We start from the raw sequence: 18,486 nt of genomic DNA on the forward strand, positions 1-18,486 counted from the left end.
CGACGCCGGGCTGTGGCGCCGGCTCGCATCGCAAAGGCGAGCGCGAGGGTGCCAGGCTTCTCGAGCACCACTGCTTCGAGGGTAGCCGCTCGCCGGGCGCCGATGTCCAGGTCGGCGTCAGAACAGCAGCGGACCGAGCGCCGAGGAGAGCCCCTTCGCCGCGTCGACCAGGGAACGGATCGCGTCGAGCCGGGTGGAGACGCCGCCGATCATCACCGCGCCGCGGACGTCGCCGTCGACGTCGAGGATCGGCACGGCGACGTGGGCGTGATCGCAGACGAGCTCACCGTCGTCGATCGCGACATCGGTCCGGCGGATCTGTGCGATCTCATCGCCGAGGCGGGTGAGGTCGATGATGGTTGCCGGGGTGAGTGGTGTCGGTGAGGTGCCGACCACCTCCCGCCATTGCGACAGCGACGCGAGCAGGATCTTGCCCGGCGCCGACGCGTGCGGATAGCGCATGAGTTCACCGATACCGGTCAGCGGATGGTCGGGGTCGGGGTCGAGGACCCGTAGCGTGGTGGGCCGGAAGTAGACCAGGTGCACCGCGAAACGCACCGATGACCGGAACTCGTCGATCAGTTCCCGCGCCCGCGCGGGCACCGGTGGTGGCAGCACCCCCGACAGCATCGTCGAGAGCCGGGCACCCAGCGCGAAGCCGCGCAGGTCGGCGGTCCGCACCAGGTACTCGTCGGCGACCAGCCCGTTGAGCAGCCGGTAGGTGCTGGCCTGCGGGAAGCCCAGATGTCGGGCGATCTCGCTGCCGGTGGTGCCCAGCCCCAGGTCGGCGACCGCCTCGATGATTTGCAGCGCCCGAGCCACCGAATCGGCACGGTCGGGTCGTCCTATCGCCACGGGTGCACCTGCCGCGTCATCGCAGGGTCCCGCGTCATCGCAGGGTCACCGTGAGGATGTCGTCGCGGCTCGTGGCGTCGAAGACACCGACGCGACCGAATCGGGTTGGTGTGTATCGCGCGATCACGGTCACCGCGGCGACGACGACGAACATCGAGATCACGTAGATCGCACACAGCACCCGCCCGCTGCCGACGTCGGTGGTGAATCCGGTGACGAGGAGCACCACGATGATCGTCGCCGTCGCCGCACCCAGCAGGGTGATCGCGCGGCTCGCCTCGCCGATCCGACGCAGCATCGCCGGCGCTGCCAGGCATGCGGTGAGATAGCTGCCCATGTAGCCCAGCGCGCTCAGCGTCAAGAAGTCGCGGATGCCGGTCTGCGCGTTGCCGCCGCACCACAGGAAGATCAGCGGACCGGCGACGACGACGCCCATCGCGCACACCGTCGCGAACGCCGGGGTGTGGAAGCGTCGGTGGGCCCGGCCGAAACCGGCGGGCACGACCTGCTCGCGGCCGAGCGTGAACAGCACCCGGACCAGTGCATTCACCGAGGCCAGCGCGCAGGCGAAGAAGGAGGTCGCGATGCCGAGGTCGAGGATCACCGACGCGATGCGGGTGCCTTCGGACAGGAACAGGGCGGCCAGTGGGGTGGCGCTCTCACGGATGCGCTCGGGCGCGCCGGCCATCGCCACCGACTGCGAAATGACCGCGAGCAGATAGATCACCGCGGCGGCCGGCGGCGTCCACATCAGGGTGCGGGGAACACTGCGGAAGGGCCGTCGGGCCTCGGCGGAGAGGGTGGTCGCCGATTCGAATCCGACGAAGGCGCTGACCGCGACGACGATGTTGAGACCCATCGAGCCGGGGTCGATGTGCGAGGTGAAGGCCGCCGAGTATCCGGCACCGCGGTGGGTGATCCCCAACCACAGCATCAGCCCGACCATGATGACGACGGCGACGATCTCGATGCCGAGGATTGCCGTTGCCGAGACCTTGACCCCGCGCACCATCAATACCGTCATCACCGCCGCAGACGCGACGACGATGACACACATCGCGATCACCGACGGCGCGGCGGCCACGCCGAGGCTGACCGCGATATGGCTCAGATACAGCCCGACGGCAAGCAATCCGGCCATGCTCACCGAGCCGTAGCCGAGGATCGCCGACCACGCCGTCGGTAGCGCCACACGAGGTCCGAACCCCTGAGCCACATAGGAATACAGCCCGCCGACCACTGCCAGTCGCTGGGCCATCGGTCGGATGCATGCGGCGACGAGCATGATGACGACGGCGGCCGCGGCGAAGGCGAGCACGCCACCGGAACCACTGATCGCCGCGATCACGAACAGTGGCGTCACCGCCGACGTACCGGCCGGGGCGATGGCCGCGACCGATTGCGCGAAGACGGGTATGAAGGGGAGTTGACGACGCGTGAGCCCCCGGACGGGCGACTCGTCGGCGACGAGTGGCGATCCGGTGGCGCGACGACGAGAGATCGACGAGGACATGGCGCCCTCCACGGTGACCGAGAGCGCGTTTCCGCGCGTCGTTTTCATGTTTCATCCGTGTTAACCAGTGTGAGAATGTCGGCGTCCGTGATTCTCGGCATGCCTTACATGAGCGCCATTGTGACGTGACACACACCTCGTAGCGTCGAGTCTCGTTCCCTTCCCGGCGAGACCGACGCCGATCTCGCCGCCCACCGAAAGAGGCGCCCATGAGCACCACCGAACGCGGTCACGTCGCCGACGCGACCGCTGCCACCAGCGACTACCTGGACAAACGCCGACTCGCGACGGGCACCGCCGGGTGGGTGCTGCTCGCCGGCCTCGGCGTCAGCTACGTCATCAGCGGTGACTACTCCGGCTGGAACTTCGGCCTGGCCCAGGGCGGTTTCGGAGGTCTCGCGATCGCCGCGGTCGTCATCGCCGCGATGTATCTGGCCATGGTGCTGGGCATGGCCGAGATGAGTTCGGCACTGCCCGCAGCCGGCGGCGGATACACCTTCGCCCGTCGCGCGCTCGGGCCGTGGGGCGGGATGGCCACCGGTACCGCCGTGCTCATCGAGTACGCGATCGCCCCGGCGGCCATCGCGACGTTCATCGGGGCCTACGTCGAATCCCTGCATCTGTTCGGCATCACCGACGGCTGGTGGGTCTACCTCGCCGCGTACGCACTGTTCATCGGCATCCACCTCGCCGGCGTCGGCGAAGCACTCAAGGTGATGTTCGTGATCACCGCGATCGCCCTGCTCGGGCTGCTAATCTTCGCGATCGCGGCGCTCGGCGACTTCTCGTGGGCCAACCTGACCGACATCGCACCCACCGACGCTGCAGGTGCGAGTTCGTTCCTCCCGCACGGATATCTGGGCATCTGGTCGGCGATCCCGTTCGCGATCTGGTTCTTCCTCGCGGTCGAGGGTGTCCCGCTGGCCGCCGAAGAGGCCAAGGACCCGGCCCGCAACGTGCCGCGCGGCATCATCGCGGCGATGTGCGCGCTGATGTTCACCTGCGCGCTGGTGCTGTTCCTGGTGTCGGGGGCCGGTGGCGCCGAGGCCATGCAGGATTCGGGTAACCCGCTGGTCGAGGCGCTGGGTAGCGGCGCGGCGCACACCGTCGTCAACTACATCGGCCTCGCCGGCCTGATCGCGAGCTTCTTCTCCATCATCTACGCCTACTCCCGGCAGCTGTTCGCGCTGTCACGCGCCGGATACCTGCCGAAGTCGTTGTCGGTCACCAACTCCCGCAAGGCGCCGACGCTGGCATTGATCGTGCCCGGCCTGATCGGATTCGGCCTGTCATTGACCGGTGAAGGCGCCATGCTGCTGAACATGGCGGTCTTCGGGGCTGCGCTGAGCTACGTGCTGATGATGATCAGCCACATCGTGCTTCGCGTCCGCGAACCGCAACTGGCGCGCCCCTACCGGACGCCCGGTGGCATCGTCACCACCTCGTTCGCCCTCGTCGTCGCCGTCCTCGCGGTCATCGCGACCTTCCTCGTCGACATCACCGCCGCCACCGGCTGTCTGATCGTGTTCGCGGTGATCATGGGCTATTTTGGCTTTTACAGCCGCAAGCGGCTCGTCTTCGCCACCGCCGACGAAGAGTTCCAGGCCATCGCCGACGCCGAAGAAGGACTCTCGTGACCTACCGTCAGACACTGCGCGGACAGACCTACACCTTCGCCGACCTCGTCGAGGTGCTGGCCAAGGCCACGCCCGCACGCTCGGGCGACGAGCTGGCCGGGTGCTCCGCGGAGTCCGACGCCGAGCGGGCGGCCGCCGCCTGGGTGCTCGCCGACCTCCCGCTGACGGTATTCCTCGAACAGATGGTGGTGCCGTATGAGTCCGACGAGGTCACCCGGCTGATCATCGACACCCACGACCGCGAGGCCTTCGCGCCGGTGTCACACCTGACCGTCGGCGGCCTGCGCGACTGGTTGCTCGAGCAGGTCGGTGATCCGGAAGGACCACGGCGGCTGCGTGCCGTCTCACCCGGGCTGACCCCGGAAATGGTTGCGGCAGTGAGCAAACTGATGCGCAACCAGGACCTGATCGCCGTCGCCCGTCGCATCGAGGTGATCTCGGCGTTCCGCACGACCATCGGATTGCCGGGCCGCCTGGCGACGCGGCTGCAGCCCAACCATCCGACCGACGATCCGCGCGGCATCGCCGCCGGGCTGCTCGACGGACTGCTGCTCGGTTGCGGTGATGCGGTGGTCGGGATCAACCCGGCGACCGACTCACCGCACGCCACCGCCACATTGCTGAGATTGCTCGACGAGATCCGCACCCGCTTCGACATTCCGATGCAGTCGTGTGTGCTCTCGCACGTGACCACCACCATCGGGCTCATCGAGGAGGGCGCGCCGGTCGACCTGGTCTTCCAGTCCATCGCCGGTACCGAGGGCGCCAACCGCGGATTCGGCGTCGACCTCGCCGTGCTGCGCGAAGCCAACGAGGCCGGCCGATCGTTGGGGCGCGGCACGGTCGGCGACAACGTCATGTACCTGGAAACCGGTCAGGGATCGGCACTTTCGGCGGGTGCGCACCTGGGCACCGGCGGTCGGCCGGTTGATCAGCAGACCCTGGAGACCCGCTCGTATGCGGTGGCCCGAGCGCTTGACCCACTCCTGGTCAACACCGTCGTCGGCTTCATCGGGCCGGAATACCTGTTCGACGGCAAACAGATCATCCGCGCCGGCCTCGAGGATCACTTCTGCGGCAAGCTCCTCGGCCTGCCGATGGGTGTGGACGTCTGCTACACGAACCATGCCGAGGCCGATCAGAACGACATGGACACCCTGCTGAGTCTGCTCGGCCTGGCGGGCTGCCCGTTTGTCATCACCGTGCCCGGCGCCGACGACATCATGCTGGGCTATCAGAGCCTGTCCTTTCACGACGTGCTCTACCTGCGCGAGGTCATGGGACTGCGCGCCGCACCGGAATTCGAGGCGTGGATGCAGACCATCGGCATGGCCGACGAGGGCGGACGGGTCACCCCCCTCGATCCGCACACCTCACCGCTGCGCGGACTGGCCGCCTCATGAGCACCGGCAACACCCCCGCCCACGACCCGTGGGATCTGATGCGGCGCACCACACAGGCACGAATCGGTTTGCGGCGCAGCGGATACACCCTGGCGACGCACGACGTCCTGACCTTCCAGGCCGATCACGCCGCCGCCCGCGACGCCGTCCACACCCCGATGGACATCGACACCGTCAGCAAGGGCTTGCGGGAGTTGGGTTTCGGCGAACCGCTCGCGGTGACCAGCCGGGCCTCCTCCCGCACCGAATATCTGCGGCGGCCCGACCTCGGCCGGATGCCCGCGGATCTGTCATCGATCGAGTCGTCGGGCGCCGACATCGGCATCGTCATCGCCGACGGACTGTCGGCGACCGCCGTCGACACCCATGCCGTCGCCCTCGTCGATGCCCTGGCGTCGGTTCTGACACCGCAATTCACCCTCGCGCCAGCGGTTCTCGCCTCCCAGGCCCGGGTGGCCCTCGGCGACCACATCGGTGAGGCACTCGGTGTGGAGATGCTGATCGTCATCATCGGCGAACGGCCGGGCCTGTCGGTCGCCGACAGTCTCGGTATCTACCTCACCTATGCGCCCGAGCCGGGTCGGCGTGACTCCGAACGCAATTGCATCTCCAACATCCACCCACCCGACGGTCTCGGGTACGCCGACGCCGCCCGGATCGTTGCGGCGTTGGTCGCCGGTGCCCGGCAACTCGGCGCGTCGGGCGTCGCCCTGAAGGACACCTCCGCAGGTGAGGCCGCGGTGGCTGCGGCAGAGCAGTCGGGGCTCACCTGAAGCACGCCGGGCGTGTGTGCCGACAGTCTTCACACGATTGCACCGAACGCCTCGTCGGCGACCTCCAGTGTTCGGACGATGTCGTCGGAGGTGAGGGCGGCGTTGATGAAGTGGTTGTGGTGAGAGGTGAGAAACACCCCGCGTCGAACACATTCGGCGATCCAGCGTTGATGCAACATCAACGACGGATCGTCGGCGATGCGAAGGTAGAACAGCGCCGGCTCGCCGGAGGCGACAAGGGTCAGACCGTGACCGGCGGCGACGTCGACGAGACCTTGGGTCAGAGAAGTGCCGAGTTCCCGGAACAACGCAGGCGCATCGAGTTCTTTGAGTTTGGCGATGGTTGCCATACCGGCGGCGAACGGGACCGCACTCATCCAGTAGCTACCGGTGTAGGTGATGCTGCTGACCGCCGACCGCAAGCTCTCCCGGCCGCACAGGGCGGACACGTTGTAGCCGTTGGCGATCGCCTTGCAGAAACAGATGAGATCGGCAGAAAAGCCGTAGTGATGGTCACTGCCGGCGAGGTCGAGACGGAAGCCGGCGCGCACGTCGTCGACGATGAGCACCACTCCGTGTTCGTCACAGAGTGCACGAACCGCGGCCCAAAACCCAGGCGCTGGTAGTTCGTTGTCGGCGAAGTTCCCGTGTTGGTACGGCTGTGCAATGAGGGCGGCAATCTCACCGCGATGTTCGGCGAAAGTCTCTCTGAGCGAGTCGATGTCGTTCCACTTCACCTCGATGTTGCCACCGACGTCCTGCGGCAGGACGCCGGGATAGTCGAGCTTCTGTGCCCACGGGTCGACGCCGTGATAGTAGCCGGAGAAGAAGACGATTCGGCGGCGTGCGGTGGCGGCGCGCGCGGTCATGATCGCCAGCGTCGTCACATCGCCACCGTTCTTGGCGAAGAATGCCCAGTCGGCGCTCGCGACGGTGTCGACCATCACCTCGGCGAAGTCGACGAGCGCCACCGACGGAACCGAGACGGTATCTTCCTTGCGCGCCTGGACATCGGCTGCGGCAGCAACATCGGGATCACCGTAACCCAGGACGTTGGGACCGTATCCGCACATGTAGTCGATGAATTCATTGCCGTCGAGGTCCCAGAATCGGGTGCCCTGGGCATGTGAGGAGAACTTCGGGAAAGCCGATCGCGGGATGTGCATGCCCTCGGTGGGCGACAGGTGGCCGTAGACACCTCCGGGAATCACCTTGGCGGCACGGGCAAATGCGGCGTCGCTCGCCGCGTATGTGTAAGAGCGGCTGGGGGATTGGATGTCGGTCATGTGGCGATCATGGCTCCAGGTAGGCCCCGACACGGTCGAGGATGCGGTTGAGGTTGTCGATGAGCGGGATCAGTCCGTACATGGCTATGCGGCCGTCGCCAACGCAGGCCAACGAGGATTCGCGCCCGGCGAGCACGTCGCCGACCACGGTCAGGTCGGCGAAACGCAAGACCGCGGTCGGGGGGGCAGAGGTGACGTCGGTGCGTCGCATGTACGACGAGGCGACCCCGAATCGATAGGTGTATTCGTCACCGATCTGCATGTCGATGCGCCCGTCAGGCATATGCGCCGCCGAGAATCGGCCGCTGTCATCATTATTGGCAACAACGGTGAGTGCGCCGGCCACCACCTCGAGGGTCAGCAACGTGGAGATCTCCCGGAACCGCGGGTCGGCGAGACGCTGAGGGTCGGGTCTCAGATACTCACCGAGAAGGTTGGTCAGCGGTGTGAACACCTTGGTGAGGAATCGTAGCCCGCGCGGTCCGGCGGCCGGGATGGGCGACGAGTCACCGGCGACGACCGCGTTGAGATGGCAGGCTGAGGTGAAGAACAACGTGGGACCGCCTGCGCCCCAACCAGGTCGGATACCGCCGCTCCCGAAGGTGTAGCGCGCGTTCAGTCCGGGCGCCCGGAGCGTCAACGTGGTGTCCGAGCGCATGGGCGACAGGATGTCGCGGGCGTCGGGCACCAATTCGACCAGGGTCGGCAGTGCCCCGAACACGGCGTCGAGGTTGATCTCGGCGCGGACGCGCTCGTCGACGTCGATCAGCATGGGCGGCCATCCTTTTCTCGAGGGCCGCTGCCGGCCCGGGTGGTCGATCGGGCGCCGACGGTCAGCACCAGCCGACGCGGGGCACATCGGGCGGCGAACGCCTGGATGCGGTTGCCGAGGCCGACGGTGACCACCGGCCCGGACGTGGTGTCGAGCGCGGCGAACGCGGCATCGACGACCTCCTCAACGGTGCCGAGCCGACCGACCTTGAACTGTTCGGAGCCCGAAGCCTCGAAGAACTCGGTGGCGGTCGGCCCGGGGCAGAGAGCCAGGACGCGCAGACCGCTTCCGCGGCTCTCCTCCCAGATGGCCGAGGTCAGCGACGTCACGAAAGCTTTGCAGGCGGCATAGACGGCGAGATTGGGCACCGGTTGGTGACCGGCGGTACTCGACACGGTGATCAGTGCGCCCGCCGGACCGGCCGCCAGCAACGAGGGCAGGAGGTGGCGGGTGAGCAGTGCCGGCGCCACCACATCAACCGTCATCTCCTCGAGGATCCGATCGGCGTCCTCGTCGACGAACCGACCGGCGGTGCCGAAACCCGCGCAGTTCACGAGGATTCCGATGTCGAGGCCAACCTCGCGAAGATGTGCGGCGAGCGCGCCCGGCGCGGCAGGGTCGGCCAGATCGGCGGGTACGACGGCCGCCGACACCCCGAATCGACGCTCGAGACTCTCGGCGAGGGCGCGCAATCGCTCGACCCGACGCGCGACGAGCACGACGTTGTGGCCGTTCCTGGCGAACCGTTCGGCAAAGCCCTTGCCAATACCCGAGCTGGCGCCGGTGACCAGCGCCGTCGGCGCATCTGCGCTCACAGCTCCCGCTTCCCGGAGACAGCGTGCAGTCACACACATCCCCAATTCCTGGACAAATGACTCGTTCGGCTGGCGACGCTGCCGCAGAATTCTCGAGTTTCATCGACGTAAACGGTGAATCTGCCCACTTGCGGCGTCGACTTCCCGCACTCTTAATGGGAGTAACCGGGACATTAGTCCAGACTCTGGAGTCCGGCAAGGTTTCGGCGTCCACCACGCCACGGCGCCGGTGATAATTGACCGCACATCGACAGGGGGACCAGGCATGCAGATCACGCCGACAGGACCGGACACGGTCGAGGGACTGCCTTCACTGCGGGTCCGCAAGACTGCGGTGGCCTGCGGATACGCCGCACAGGGACTCGGATACGCCGCGGTCATGACGGCCTTGCCGACCTTCCAGGACACCTGGGGAATCGACGACCAGGGCGTCGCGGTGATCCTGCTCGGCACGTGCGTCATGGCCGGCATCGGCTCGGTGGCCGCCGACCTGATCTCGGTACGCCGGGGCAGCCGGGTCGCGGTCTGCACCGCCCTGACGGTGCAGGTGGCGGCGATCGCGACGATGGCGTTCGCGCCCGTGTTCGCCGCATTCATCGCAGCCGTGGTGGTCTACGGCATCGGCCTGGGCACCATGGACGCCGCCGCCAACATGCAGGGCACCATGCTCGAAGCCCGCACGGCCACAACGCATCTCGGACGCTTCTATGCCGCCTACACCGCGGCGGCCGCCCTCGGCGCGCTGGCCATGAGCGCCTTCCTGTCCACCGCGGCCGGCGCGATCGGAGCACTGCTGACCGCCGGCGCGATCCAACTCGCGGTCGCGGTGTTCGGCGTCGTCGGCCTCGATCCGTCCCAAGAGGCGATCCACGCCCAACCCGACGCCGAGCCGTCACCTGCGCCCGACGCGGAACGAATCCCGTTGCCGCGCCGCGCGATCTGGCTCGTCGGAGCTACGCTGATGGCGATCTACATGCTCGACTCCGCGGTCTCGACGTGGAGCACCGTCTACCTCACCAACGCGTTCGACAACCTCGCCCACCTCGCCCCACTGGGGTATGCGCTGTATCAGGTCACCACCTTGTTGTCGCGCCTGGTGACCGACCGCCTGGAGATCCGGGTGGGCATCACGCGTCTGGCCCTGGCCGCGATCGGCATCGGCGTCGCCGGCTGTGTGGTGATCGCCGCCGTCCCGGCCTTCGCCGGGGCGATCGTGGGCCTGGCCATCGCCGGCATCGGCGGCGGCATCCTGATCCCCGTGACCTTCGCCGCGGCCGGACGCATCCTGCCCGCACGCCGCGACGAGGTCATCGCACGGGTGAACCTCTTCAACTACGCGGGCGTCATCCTCGGTGCGGTGATCATCGGCGCCATCGCATCGGGCTCCGGGATCGGACTCGGATTCCTGATCCCCGCGGCCGGCCTCGTCGCGGTCATCCCGCTGGCGCGGCGCATCGACACGACACGCTGGCGCCCCGCACCGAGCGTGGTGTGATGACCAGCCACCAGAGCACCGAGCGGGGCGTCCGCGGACGCAGCCGTCAGCGTCGGCAGAAGCTGCTCGACGCGACCATCGAGATCATGGCCGAGCAGGGGCTCGCCGCCGTCACCCACCGGGCAGTAGCCGCGACGGCCGGACTACCCCCGTCGTCGACCAGCTACTTCTTCGAGTCGATCGACGAGCTGATGGCCGAAGCCGTGACCGAGGCTATGGACCGCGAGGTCGCCCGACTCGGCGCACTCGAGGGCGTATTCGATGACGGCCCCGCGTCGGCGGGCCGATTGATCGGCAGCTTCGTCGACTTCATCCGCAGCGAACACGACCCGCACACCGTCGCACAGTTCGAGATCTACCTCTACGCCTCGCGCAAGCCGGAGCTGCGCGAGCGGGTCGTCACGATCATCGAGGCCACCCGCGACGTTGCCCGCCGCGCGCTGAATGCCGCAGGTGTCGAGAACCCGCTGGCCGCCGACGCCATGCTCGCGATGATCGACGGATTCTCGTTGCATCGCATCGCCGATCCCGACACCACCGACGTCGAGAGTCTTCTGCTCGGTCTCCGCGCGCTGCTCGTCGGATTGTCGGCGCTCGAGGTGGTCGGCGATTCCGACCGTTTGGGTCAGCGCTGATCAAGACCCTCCGGGTCAACGCCGATCAACACCCTCCGGGTCAGCGCCGATCAAGACCCTCCGGGTCAGCGCCGATCCAGGTACGCCCGGATCATGTCCTCCAACTCGGCCAGCAACGCCGTGTCCGGGGTGGTCGCACCGTCCTCACCCACCGCACTGAACGCCTCGTGCATCACTGCGTCGGCCGCGGCGAACACGGTGCGCGCCACCGTCATATCGCATCCGGTGAGTCCACACGCCTGCATCAGCTCGCACACCTTGACCGCCATCCGCGCCTTGTGTGCTCGCCCAGGCCCTCCCGGCAGCCGCGCGATGGACCGCACGATCTGCACGCTGCGCTCGTCGGTGTAGATCCCCGCGATGTGTCCGATCACCTCGGCGACCGGGTCGGCGATCTCCTCGACCTCGATGCGATCGATGACGTCGTCCATCAGGTTCTCGATGCGCTCGTGGTAGCGGGCGACGAGGGCGGCGGCGATCGCGTCACGGTCGGGCAGATACTGATGCAGGGCGCCGACCGAGAGCCCCGCCTCCTCGGCCACCCGGGTCAGGGTCAGCGCGTCGACACCCTCGCGCACCGCGATCCGGTCGGCGGCTGCGAGGGCCTTGCTGACCTTCTCGCGTGATCGCGACTGGGTGGGCGTGCGCTTCAGGGGTACCGACGAAAGATCGTCTTTCGGCGGAGCGGCCGGAGCCGGCTCGTCTGGAGCGGAACACACCGGCCCACCATATCCGCCGAACGTCGAGCGACACACAACCAAACTTGACTTTGGTTTTCCGTCCACTCACGCTGTTGTGCGTGACAGTCGACACCACCGGTCTGCGCGAACGCGTCGCTGCGATGTCCCGCTACCTCGGCGAACGCCGCCTCTTCATCGGTACCGCAGGCAACGTCAGTGCCCGGATCGACGGGGTGGTGGCCATCACCGCATCCGGGATCGATCTCACCTCCGCAGACGCCGACGAGGTCACCGTCGTCGACCTCGACGGCGCGGTACTCGAGGGTCATCTGTCGCCGAGTTCAGAGGTGGACCTGCATCTCGGGGTGTACCGGCAGCCGCAGTTCGCCGGCCTGTCCGGGGTGGTGCACACCCACTCCCGATTCGCGACGGCGCTGTCCGTCGTGTGCACCGAGTTGCCGGTGATCCACTATCAACAGCTCTCCCTCGGCGGATCGCTGCGTGTCGCCCCATTCGAGACCTTCGGCACCCCCGAGCTCGCCACGGCGGTGCACTCGGCGCTGAGCGGACGCCTCGCGGCACTGATGGCCAATCATGGTGCGGTGGCCCTCGGCAACGACCTCGCCGCCGCCGCCGACAACGCGCTGCTGCTCGAGTGGTTGTGTGAGATCTATTGGCGCGCACACGCCATCGCGGCGCCCCGTACCCTGAACGAGACCCAGCAGCACGGTGTCATCGAACATGCGCTGCGCATCGGATACGGCGGCACGAAGGAGATCGGATGACCGCAACGCCCGGGCGTCAACTGGCCACCGGTCGCACCGCCGACATCTTTGAGTGGGGCCCCGACCGGGTCGTCAAGGTATTCACCGGGGCCCTCGACGACGCGGCCATCGCCACCGAAGTCCGCGATTCGATCGAGGCGAACACGTTGGGCATCACCCCGATTCGTTGTCACGGCATCGCCGCCCTCGACGACGGGCGGGACGCAATCGTCTTCGATCGTCTCGACGGGGTGGCCCTCACCACCGTCGCCGAACGACGCCCCTACCGCATCCCGGCGGTGGCCCGGATGCTCGCCGCCGAGCAGGCCCGCATCCACGCCGCCCGCAGCGACGTCTTCCCCGATGTGCGGGAGGTGGCGGTCTCGCTCCTCGACACCGCCCCGTTGTCCGACCTCGACGACACCGAACGCGACACGCTGCGTCGTCGAATCCGCGCGCTGCCGAGCGGTGATTCGGTGCTGCACCTGGACTTCCATCCGCTCAACGTGTTCGAACACGACGGCGGACTGGCCACCATCGACTGGCAGTCCGCAGCGGTCGGCGACCCCGCCGCCGACGTCGCCGCGACGTCCCTGCTGTTCACCGAAGCCGAATTGTTCCCCGGTATCTCGGCACTGCAACGCGTTGTCTACCAATCGGTTCGGCGGGTGATGCTGCGGTTCTACCTCACCGAGTACCGACGCCGCACCGGGATCGGACCCGAGCGGATCGCGCCGTGGATGACCACGGCCCGCATCCTGCGCCTGGGTTGGCTCAACGTCGAGAGCGAACGTACCGACCTTCTCGCCCGCATCCGGGCCGACCTCTGCGGGACCGATCCTTCCGCAACCGACCAATGAGTCCCGTACCCCGGTTGCGGCGCAACGACTTCGGTGCTTCCACGACGACGGTCGACGTCCTGGTCATCGGCGGCGGCATCACCGGTGCGGCGATCGCCTACGAGGCGGCGAGCCGCGGACTCGACGTCGCACTCGTCGAACGGTCCGACTTCGGCGGTGCGACCTCGGCGGCGACGGGCAAACTGATCCACGGCGGACTGCGATACCTCAAGCAGTTCGATGTCCGGCTGGTGCGCGAGTCCCTGGCGGAGCGACGGACCCTGATGTCGATCGCTCCCAACCTGGTCTCACCGATCCCGATGGTGCTGCCCGATCCCGGCATCGTCGAACGCGTCGGACTGACCGCCTACGACCTGCTCTCGGCCGACCGCAACCGGATCGGCGATCCCACCAAACGCATTCCGCGCCATCGTATTCTCGATCACGATGAGCTCGCAGCACGCGGCCTGACCGACCTGCATTCCGGCGCACTGTTCCACGACGCGATGATGGCCTTCCCCGAACGCCTCACCCTGGCGTTTCTGCGCAGTGCCGCCGAGCACGGCGCACTCGTCGCCAATGGTGTTGCGGTACAGACGATCATCGGTGGCGGCGGATGGGTGGTCGGGGCACACATCTGCGATCGGCTCACCGGCGCGGCCGGTGAGGTGCGCGCACGCGTCACCGTCAACGCCACCGGACCATGGGCACGTGATGTGTTGGCGGGCAGCCCACTCACCGAAAACATCGCCGGACCACCGCCGACGGTCCGATCCGAAGGCATCTATCTCGTCACCCGCGAACTGTCGACGACGATGGTGCTCACCGTCTCCGGGCACGGACATTTCAGTTTCGCACCCTGGCGTGGGCTCTCACTGATCGGACCGACCGAGACCCCGTACCGGGGCGCGGTCGAGGACTGGCGGCTGACCCGCGCATCGATCGAGACCTTCCTCGACGCGATCAACTCCGCATCGATGGTCCCGGTCCGGCTCGATCTCGACGACGTCGTCGCGGCCTACGGCGGCCTGCGACCACTGACCGAGCAGAACGGTGAGGACACCTACAACGCCAGTCGCGCTTCGGAACTCGTCGACCACCGCAAGGACGGACTCGCCGGCATCGTCACCGCGACGGGCGGCAAGTACACCAATTCGCGCGCGTTCGCACAGAAGGCGGTCACCGCCCTGGCCGAGCGTGAGGGACTGTCGGTACGCCGGAGTTCCAGCGCGTCAACACTTCTCGCGGGCTGTCTACCCACCGGCGAGCACAGCAGTCGGGCCGGCGGGCTCGATGCACGGACGGTCGCGATCGTCGAGCAGATCTACGGCACCGACGCCGACGACGTGCTGGCGCGGGCGATCGAGTGCCCGGAGCTGGCGCGCCCGGTGACACGCGACGGCATCCCCCTGGCGGCCGTGGCCCACTCCGCGCGACACGAAGCGCCTCGCACCTTGCTCGATCTGCTGCTGCGACGCACCGGTATCGGGACCGTGGGTCTGCCCGCCGACGACGACCTCACCGCGATGGCACAGATCGCCGGCGCCGAGCTCGGATGGGACGCGGCGCGGATCACCCGGGAGATCGCCGAGGCGCGCGCCGGCCTGGGCGTCCCGGTGGATTGACCGAGAGTCGGGAATAGGCCCTGGTGGGTCGGCCTTGACAGGGGTATGAGTACACACGAGATCACTCTCGAGAACTTCGGAGCCACCGTCGAACAGGACGGCATCGTGCTCCTCGATTTCTGGGCCGGCTGGTGCGGGCCCTGCCGCCAGTTCGCGCCGGTCTTCGACAAGGCCGCCCAAGCACATCCCGACATCACCTTCGGCAAGATCGACACCGAGGCGCAGCAACAACTCGCCGGGAGCCTGGGCATCCGGTCGATCCCCACGCTGATGGCCTTCCGCGACGGCGTCCTCGTCTTCAATCAGCCCGGCGCGCTGCCCGCAGCGCAGTTCGAGCAGCTCATCGACGCCGTCGAGGGCCTCGACATGGACGAGGTCCGCGCCGAGATCGCGAAGTCGGAGTCGGATCAGGCCTCGTCCTGACCGCTCTCCCCGGTCGGCGCGAGGTAGGCGACGATGGCGTCGGCAAGTCCGCGACGCGCGACGTCGAGGTCGCTATAGCTGCCGAGTTGTTTCTCCGAGACCAACCCCCGCATTGCGCCGGGTAGAAAGGCGGCCAACGCCGTCACACGCTGTGGGTCGATCGTGAGATCGCCGAATGCGTTCTGGCAGGCGTTGTTCCATTGCGGCGCCCACGAGCGCAATTCGGTGGCGGTCTGCGGGTAGAGGCGTTCGAGTTCAGCGGACTCGCGCGGCAGAGCGGCGCGCAGGGTCTCGATCGCGCGCGAGTCCGGCGCCGTGAGTCCCTCGTACATCAGGTCGACGATGGCGTGGACACGCTCGCGCAGCGTGGTGTGGTGGTCGAAGGCGCGCACCGGCAGGGTCCCGCGACGCTCCGCGGTACGGCGCAACACCGCCGCCCAGAGTCCGTCGATGTCGCCGAACTGGTACTTGACGGCACCCCACGTCGCCCCGATGTCCTTGGCGATGCGGTTGCCCGAGACCGATCCCGGATCACCGGTGGCCAGCGACGCCACCGCGGCGTCGAGCATCGCGTCCCGCGTCGCCTGCCCCCGCTTGTTGGGGCGACGCACCGCAGCCTCTGTCATGACCTGGAGCCTACTGCGCGAGGCTTTTCGTAGAACCCTCTTGTATTTTTTCGTAGAGGGTTCTACTTTTCTGGTGGGAACACCGCTCGCGACAGCCCGCGAGCGAGGCGAACTGCCGGAAGGACCCGAGGTGGCCAAGACTCCGTTGTCGATGGAACCGACCGGATGGTTCCAGGTCGCGTGGTCGGCGGAGGTCGAGGTCGGCGCGGTCATCCGGATGACCTATTTCGGCCAGGAGATGGTCGCGTGGCGGTCGGCGTCGGGCCGGGTCTCGGTCTTCGACGCCTACTGCGAGCATCTCGGTGCCCACCTCGGATACGGCGGACATGTCGAAGGCGAGAACCTCGAGTGCCCGTTTCACGGCTGGCAGTGGAACAGCGAAGGCCGCAATGTGTGCATCCCGTACGAGGCGCGCCCGAACAAGGGGCGTCGTATCCGTAGCCATCCGGTCGTCGAGCGCAACGAGTCGATCTGGATCTGGTACGACAAGCACGGTCGCGCACCGTATTTCGAGGTGCCCGACATCTTCACCGCGTTCGGCGACGACGCCGACGCCGCGCGCCGCTATTATCCGCCGGTGCCCGCGGCGATCCGCTGCTGGCGCGGGCTCGAGCTGCACCCGCAGTACGTGCTGGAGAACGGCGTCGATTTCGCGCATTTCCTCTTTGTGCACAACACACCGTTCATGCCGGAGTTCACCCGGCACGACTTCGACGGCCCGGTGTCCTATGTGGATTTCACGATCGCGTTCGAGGAGGGTAAGACCCTCGAGAATGCCGGCAGCGGAGTCTATTCCATCAACGCCGGGCTCGGCTGCTCGGTGACGAGGTCTTGGGGCATGATCGAGAACCGGACGATGCCCGCGGTCACCCCGGTCGACGAGCACACCTGCGACGTCCGGTTCACCGTGTGGATCGGCCGCAAACGCGGCGAGGAGAACGCCACCGGGATGACCCCCTACGGGCAGACGATGGCCGACCTGGTCATCGAGCAGTTCGCCGCCGACGTCGAGATCTGGTCACACCAGCGCTACTCCGACCCACCGGCGTTGTCCCGCAAGGAGTTCGCCGGGTTCACCGCCCTTCGACGCTGGGCCGAGCAGTTCTACCCCGACGGCGAGGATCTGGGAACCGACCCACGCACGCCGCACAGTGGTGCCATCGTTCCGTTGCATCCGTCCGCGCACGTCACCAGCGCCTGATCCCCACCCCCACACCACGGCGAGAGGTAGTCCCGATGAGCCTTCCCATCCGCGTATTCCAGGTCGCCACCGGCAATCTGGGCACCGAGACCATCGGCCGCATCCAGCGCCACCCGGATCTCGAACTCGTCGGGCTGCACTGCTACACCGAGGACAAGATCGGCCGCGACGCCGGTGAGATCGTCGGGATGGAACCGATCGGAGTGCGCGCCACCGGATCCGTCACGGAGATCATCGCCGCGCGCCCGGACGTGGTGACCTTTCACGGCGTCTTCCCCGACGAAGACCTCTACGTGGCGGTCCTCGAAGCGGGGATCGACGTCGTGACCACCGCCGACTGGATCACCGGCTACCACCGCGACACCAACCACCCGCATCCGTCGGGGCGACGCGTCAGTGAGGTGATCGCCGATGCCTGCGCACGTGGCGGGGCAACCTTCTACGGCACCGGGATGAATCCGGGGCTCTGTCAGATCCTCGGCATCGTCAATTCCGCCGACGTCGCCGACATCGAGAACATCACCGTCACCGAGTCGGTCGACGTGTCCTGCCACCACTCCGCGCAGACCTGGCGAGAAGTGGGTTACGGCCTGCCCGTGGATGATCCGCGCCTGCCGGACATGTTGTACAAATACACCGCGGTCTTCGCCGACTCGGTGTATCTGATGGCCGACGCCTTCGACCTCCAACTCGACGAGGTCACATTCGGCTATGAGCTCGGCGCCTGCACCAAGGACGTCGATCTCGGCTGGTATCAGCTACCGAAGGGATCGCTGGGCGGCAGCTACATCCGGTATCAGGGCATGGTCGGCGGGGTGCCGCGTGTGGAGTCCCACCTGGAGTGGCAGATGACGCCACACACCGATCCCTCGTGGGACATCAAGGGCTGCTACCTGACTCAGATTCAGGGCGATCCGTGTGTCTACAACAAGCACATGATCTTCCCGCGGCCCGGCGTCGATCTCTCCGATCCGCAGAATTTCGCGTCGATCGGGATGACGGTCACCGGAATGCCCGCGCTGCATGCGATCCGCGCGGTCGTCGCGGCGCCGCCCGGTATCGTCACCAGCGCCGACCTACCTCTGCGGGCGTTCGCCGGACGATTCGCCGGTTAAGACCCTCGCGCGCAGGAATCGTCGGACAA

The 18,486-nt window shown here is 67.4% G+C and carries 18 protein-coding genes; 11 read left to right on the forward strand and 7 right to left on the reverse strand.

Translation table 11 applies throughout. The features are described from left to right. Positions 1–117: 117 nt before the first annotated feature. Positions 118–855, reverse strand: coding sequence for an IclR family transcriptional regulator (locus tag J6U32_RS00410; RefSeq protein WP_208793061.1), 738 nt, complete (start codon positions 853–855; stop codon positions 118–120). 34 nt (positions 856–889) lie between these two features. Continuing rightward, positions 890–2,416 carry an APC family permease gene (locus tag J6U32_RS00415; protein WP_208793062.1) on the reverse strand — a complete coding sequence of 509 codons (1,527 nt, stop codon included), beginning with the start codon at positions 2,414–2,416 and terminating at the stop codon, positions 890–892. A gap of 161 nt (positions 2,417–2,577) precedes the next feature. On the opposite strand from J6U32_RS00415, the gene eat reads away from it, so the two are divergent. The 3 genes from eat to eutC are packed head-to-tail and all read left to right on the forward strand — an operon-like array spanning position 2,578 to position 6,181. Continuing rightward, positions 2,578–4,005 carry an ethanolamine permease gene (eat, locus tag J6U32_RS00420; RefSeq protein ID WP_208793063.1) on the forward strand — a complete coding sequence of 476 codons (1,428 nt, stop codon included), beginning with the start codon at positions 2,578–2,580 and terminating at the stop codon, positions 4,003–4,005. Then, positions 4,002–5,408, forward strand: a complete 1,407-nt coding sequence (locus J6U32_RS00425) for an ethanolamine ammonia-lyase subunit EutB (protein ID WP_208793064.1) — start codon at positions 4,002–4,004, stop codon at positions 5,406–5,408. Before eat ends, J6U32_RS00425 begins: the two co-directional genes overlap by 4 nt. After that, positions 5,405–6,181: an ethanolamine ammonia-lyase subunit EutC gene (gene eutC, locus J6U32_RS00430; protein WP_208793065.1), complete on the forward strand. Its 777-nt coding sequence runs from the start codon at positions 5,405–5,407 to the stop codon at positions 6,179–6,181. Before J6U32_RS00425 ends, eutC begins: the two co-directional genes overlap by 4 nt. A 29-nt stretch (positions 6,182–6,210) precedes the next feature. On the opposite strand, the gene J6U32_RS00435 is transcribed toward eutC, so the two are convergent. From J6U32_RS00435 to J6U32_RS00445, 3 genes are read right to left on the reverse strand one after another with little or no spacing between them, the layout of a single operon-like run. Beyond that, a complete protein-coding gene (locus J6U32_RS00435; protein WP_208793066.1) occupies positions 6,211–7,467 on the reverse strand; it encodes an aminotransferase class III-fold pyridoxal phosphate-dependent enzyme in 1,257 nt (418 codons plus the stop codon). 7 nt (positions 7,468–7,474) lie between these two features. Then, positions 7,475–8,239: a hypothetical protein gene (locus J6U32_RS00440; RefSeq protein ID WP_208793067.1), complete on the reverse strand. Its 765-nt coding sequence runs from the start codon at positions 8,237–8,239 to the stop codon at positions 7,475–7,477. Continuing rightward, positions 8,233–9,054, reverse strand: a complete 822-nt coding sequence (locus J6U32_RS00445) for an SDR family NAD(P)-dependent oxidoreductase (RefSeq protein ID WP_244332444.1) — start codon at positions 9,052–9,054, stop codon at positions 8,233–8,235. The genes J6U32_RS00440 and J6U32_RS00445 overlap by 7 nt, the downstream gene beginning before the upstream one ends. Before the next feature lie 265 nt (positions 9,055–9,319). On the opposite strand from J6U32_RS00445, the gene J6U32_RS00450 reads away from it, so the two are divergent. Together J6U32_RS00450 and J6U32_RS00455 are read left to right on the forward strand one after the other, a co-directional pair. Beyond that, positions 9,320–10,549, forward strand: a complete 1,230-nt coding sequence (locus J6U32_RS00450; protein WP_208793069.1) for an MFS transporter — start codon at positions 9,320–9,322, stop codon at positions 10,547–10,549. After that, entirely contained in the window at positions 10,549–11,184 is a 636-nt protein-coding gene (locus J6U32_RS00455) for a TetR/AcrR family transcriptional regulator (RefSeq protein WP_244332446.1), read from the forward strand. The genes J6U32_RS00450 and J6U32_RS00455 overlap by 1 nt, the downstream gene beginning before the upstream one ends. 65 nt (positions 11,185–11,249) lie before the next feature. Here the strand turns inward: J6U32_RS00455 and J6U32_RS00460 are convergent, their stop codons facing one another. Further along, positions 11,250–11,903, reverse strand: coding sequence for a helix-turn-helix domain-containing protein (locus J6U32_RS00460; RefSeq protein WP_208793071.1), 654 nt, complete (start codon positions 11,901–11,903; stop codon positions 11,250–11,252). Positions 11,904–11,983: 80 nt separating this feature from the next. Here J6U32_RS00460 and J6U32_RS00465 point away from each other — a divergent pair, with 80 nt between their 5' ends. The 4 genes from J6U32_RS00465 to trxA are packed head-to-tail and all read left to right on the forward strand — an operon-like array spanning position 11,984 to position 15,515. Continuing rightward, positions 11,984–12,649, forward strand: coding sequence for a class II aldolase/adducin family protein (locus tag J6U32_RS00465; protein ID WP_208793072.1), 666 nt, complete (start codon positions 11,984–11,986; stop codon positions 12,647–12,649). Then, positions 12,646–13,488 carry a phosphotransferase family protein gene (locus J6U32_RS00470; RefSeq protein WP_208793073.1) on the forward strand — a complete coding sequence of 281 codons (843 nt, stop codon included), beginning with the start codon at positions 12,646–12,648 and terminating at the stop codon, positions 13,486–13,488. The genes J6U32_RS00465 and J6U32_RS00470 overlap by 4 nt, the downstream gene beginning before the upstream one ends. After that, on the forward strand, positions 13,485–15,092 hold the full coding sequence (locus J6U32_RS00475; RefSeq protein ID WP_208793074.1) for a glycerol-3-phosphate dehydrogenase/oxidase: 1,608 nt from the start codon (positions 13,485–13,487) through the stop codon (positions 15,090–15,092). Before J6U32_RS00470 ends, J6U32_RS00475 begins: the two co-directional genes overlap by 4 nt. A 45-nt stretch (positions 15,093–15,137) precedes the next feature. Further along, a complete protein-coding gene (gene trxA / locus J6U32_RS00480; RefSeq protein WP_014361789.1) occupies positions 15,138–15,515 on the forward strand; it encodes a thioredoxin in 378 nt (125 codons plus the stop codon). On the opposite strand, the gene J6U32_RS00485 is transcribed toward trxA, so the two are convergent. Beyond that, entirely contained in the window at positions 15,500–16,141 is a 642-nt protein-coding gene (locus J6U32_RS00485; RefSeq protein ID WP_208793075.1) for a TetR/AcrR family transcriptional regulator, read from the reverse strand. The two genes, trxA and J6U32_RS00485, sit on opposite strands and share 16 nt — an antisense overlap. 130 nt (positions 16,142–16,271) lie before the next feature. On the opposite strand from J6U32_RS00485, the gene J6U32_RS00490 reads away from it, so the two are divergent. Both J6U32_RS00490 and J6U32_RS00495 read left to right on the forward strand, forming a co-directional pair. Then, positions 16,272–17,342: a Rieske 2Fe-2S domain-containing protein gene (locus J6U32_RS00490; RefSeq protein ID WP_208795892.1), complete on the forward strand. Its 1,071-nt coding sequence runs from the start codon at positions 16,272–16,274 to the stop codon at positions 17,340–17,342. Between the two features lie 35 nt (positions 17,343–17,377). Continuing rightward, on the forward strand, positions 17,378–18,457 hold the full coding sequence (locus tag J6U32_RS00495) for an NAD(P)H-dependent amine dehydrogenase family protein (RefSeq protein WP_208793076.1): 1,080 nt from the start codon (positions 17,378–17,380) through the stop codon (positions 18,455–18,457). The last annotated feature ends 29 nt before the right edge of the window (positions 18,458–18,486 follow it).

It is taken from the genome of Gordonia polyisoprenivorans (genome assembly GCF_017654315.1).
GTDB lineage: Bacteria > Actinomycetota > Actinomycetes > Mycobacteriales > Mycobacteriaceae > Gordonia > Gordonia polyisoprenivorans_A.

Coding starts and splice junctions, on each gene's coding strand:
- J6U32_RS00415 (WP_208793062.1), bottom strand. CDS start 2,416: ATGAAAACGACGCGCGGAAACGCGCTCTCGGTCACCGTGGAGGGCGCC.
- eat (WP_208793063.1), top strand. CDS start 2,578: ATGAGCACCACCGAACGCGGTCACGTCGCCGACGCGACCGCTGCCACC.
- eutC (WP_208793065.1), top strand. CDS start 5,405: ATGAGCACCGGCAACACCCCCGCCCACGACCCGTGGGATCTGATGCGG.
- J6U32_RS00435 (WP_208793066.1), bottom strand. CDS start 7,467: ATGACCGACATCCAATCCCCCAGCCGCTCTTACACATACGCGGCGAGC.
- J6U32_RS00440 (WP_208793067.1), bottom strand. CDS start 8,239: ATGCTGATCGACGTCGACGAGCGCGTCCGCGCCGAGATCAACCTCGAC.
- J6U32_RS00450 (WP_208793069.1), top strand. CDS start 9,320: ATGCAGATCACGCCGACAGGACCGGACACGGTCGAGGGACTGCCTTCA.
- J6U32_RS00455 (WP_244332446.1), top strand. CDS start 10,549: ATGACCAGCCACCAGAGCACCGAGCGGGGCGTCCGCGGACGCAGCCGT.
- J6U32_RS00470 (WP_208793073.1), top strand. CDS start 12,646: ATGACCGCAACGCCCGGGCGTCAACTGGCCACCGGTCGCACCGCCGAC.
- J6U32_RS00475 (WP_208793074.1), top strand. CDS start 13,485: ATGAGTCCCGTACCCCGGTTGCGGCGCAACGACTTCGGTGCTTCCACG.
- trxA (WP_014361789.1), top strand. CDS start 15,138: ATGAGTACACACGAGATCACTCTCGAGAACTTCGGAGCCACCGTCGAA.
- J6U32_RS00485 (WP_208793075.1), bottom strand. CDS start 16,141: ATGACAGAGGCTGCGGTGCGTCGCCCCAACAAGCGGGGGCAGGCGACG.
- J6U32_RS00495 (WP_208793076.1), top strand. CDS start 17,378: ATGAGCCTTCCCATCCGCGTATTCCAGGTCGCCACCGGCAATCTGGGC.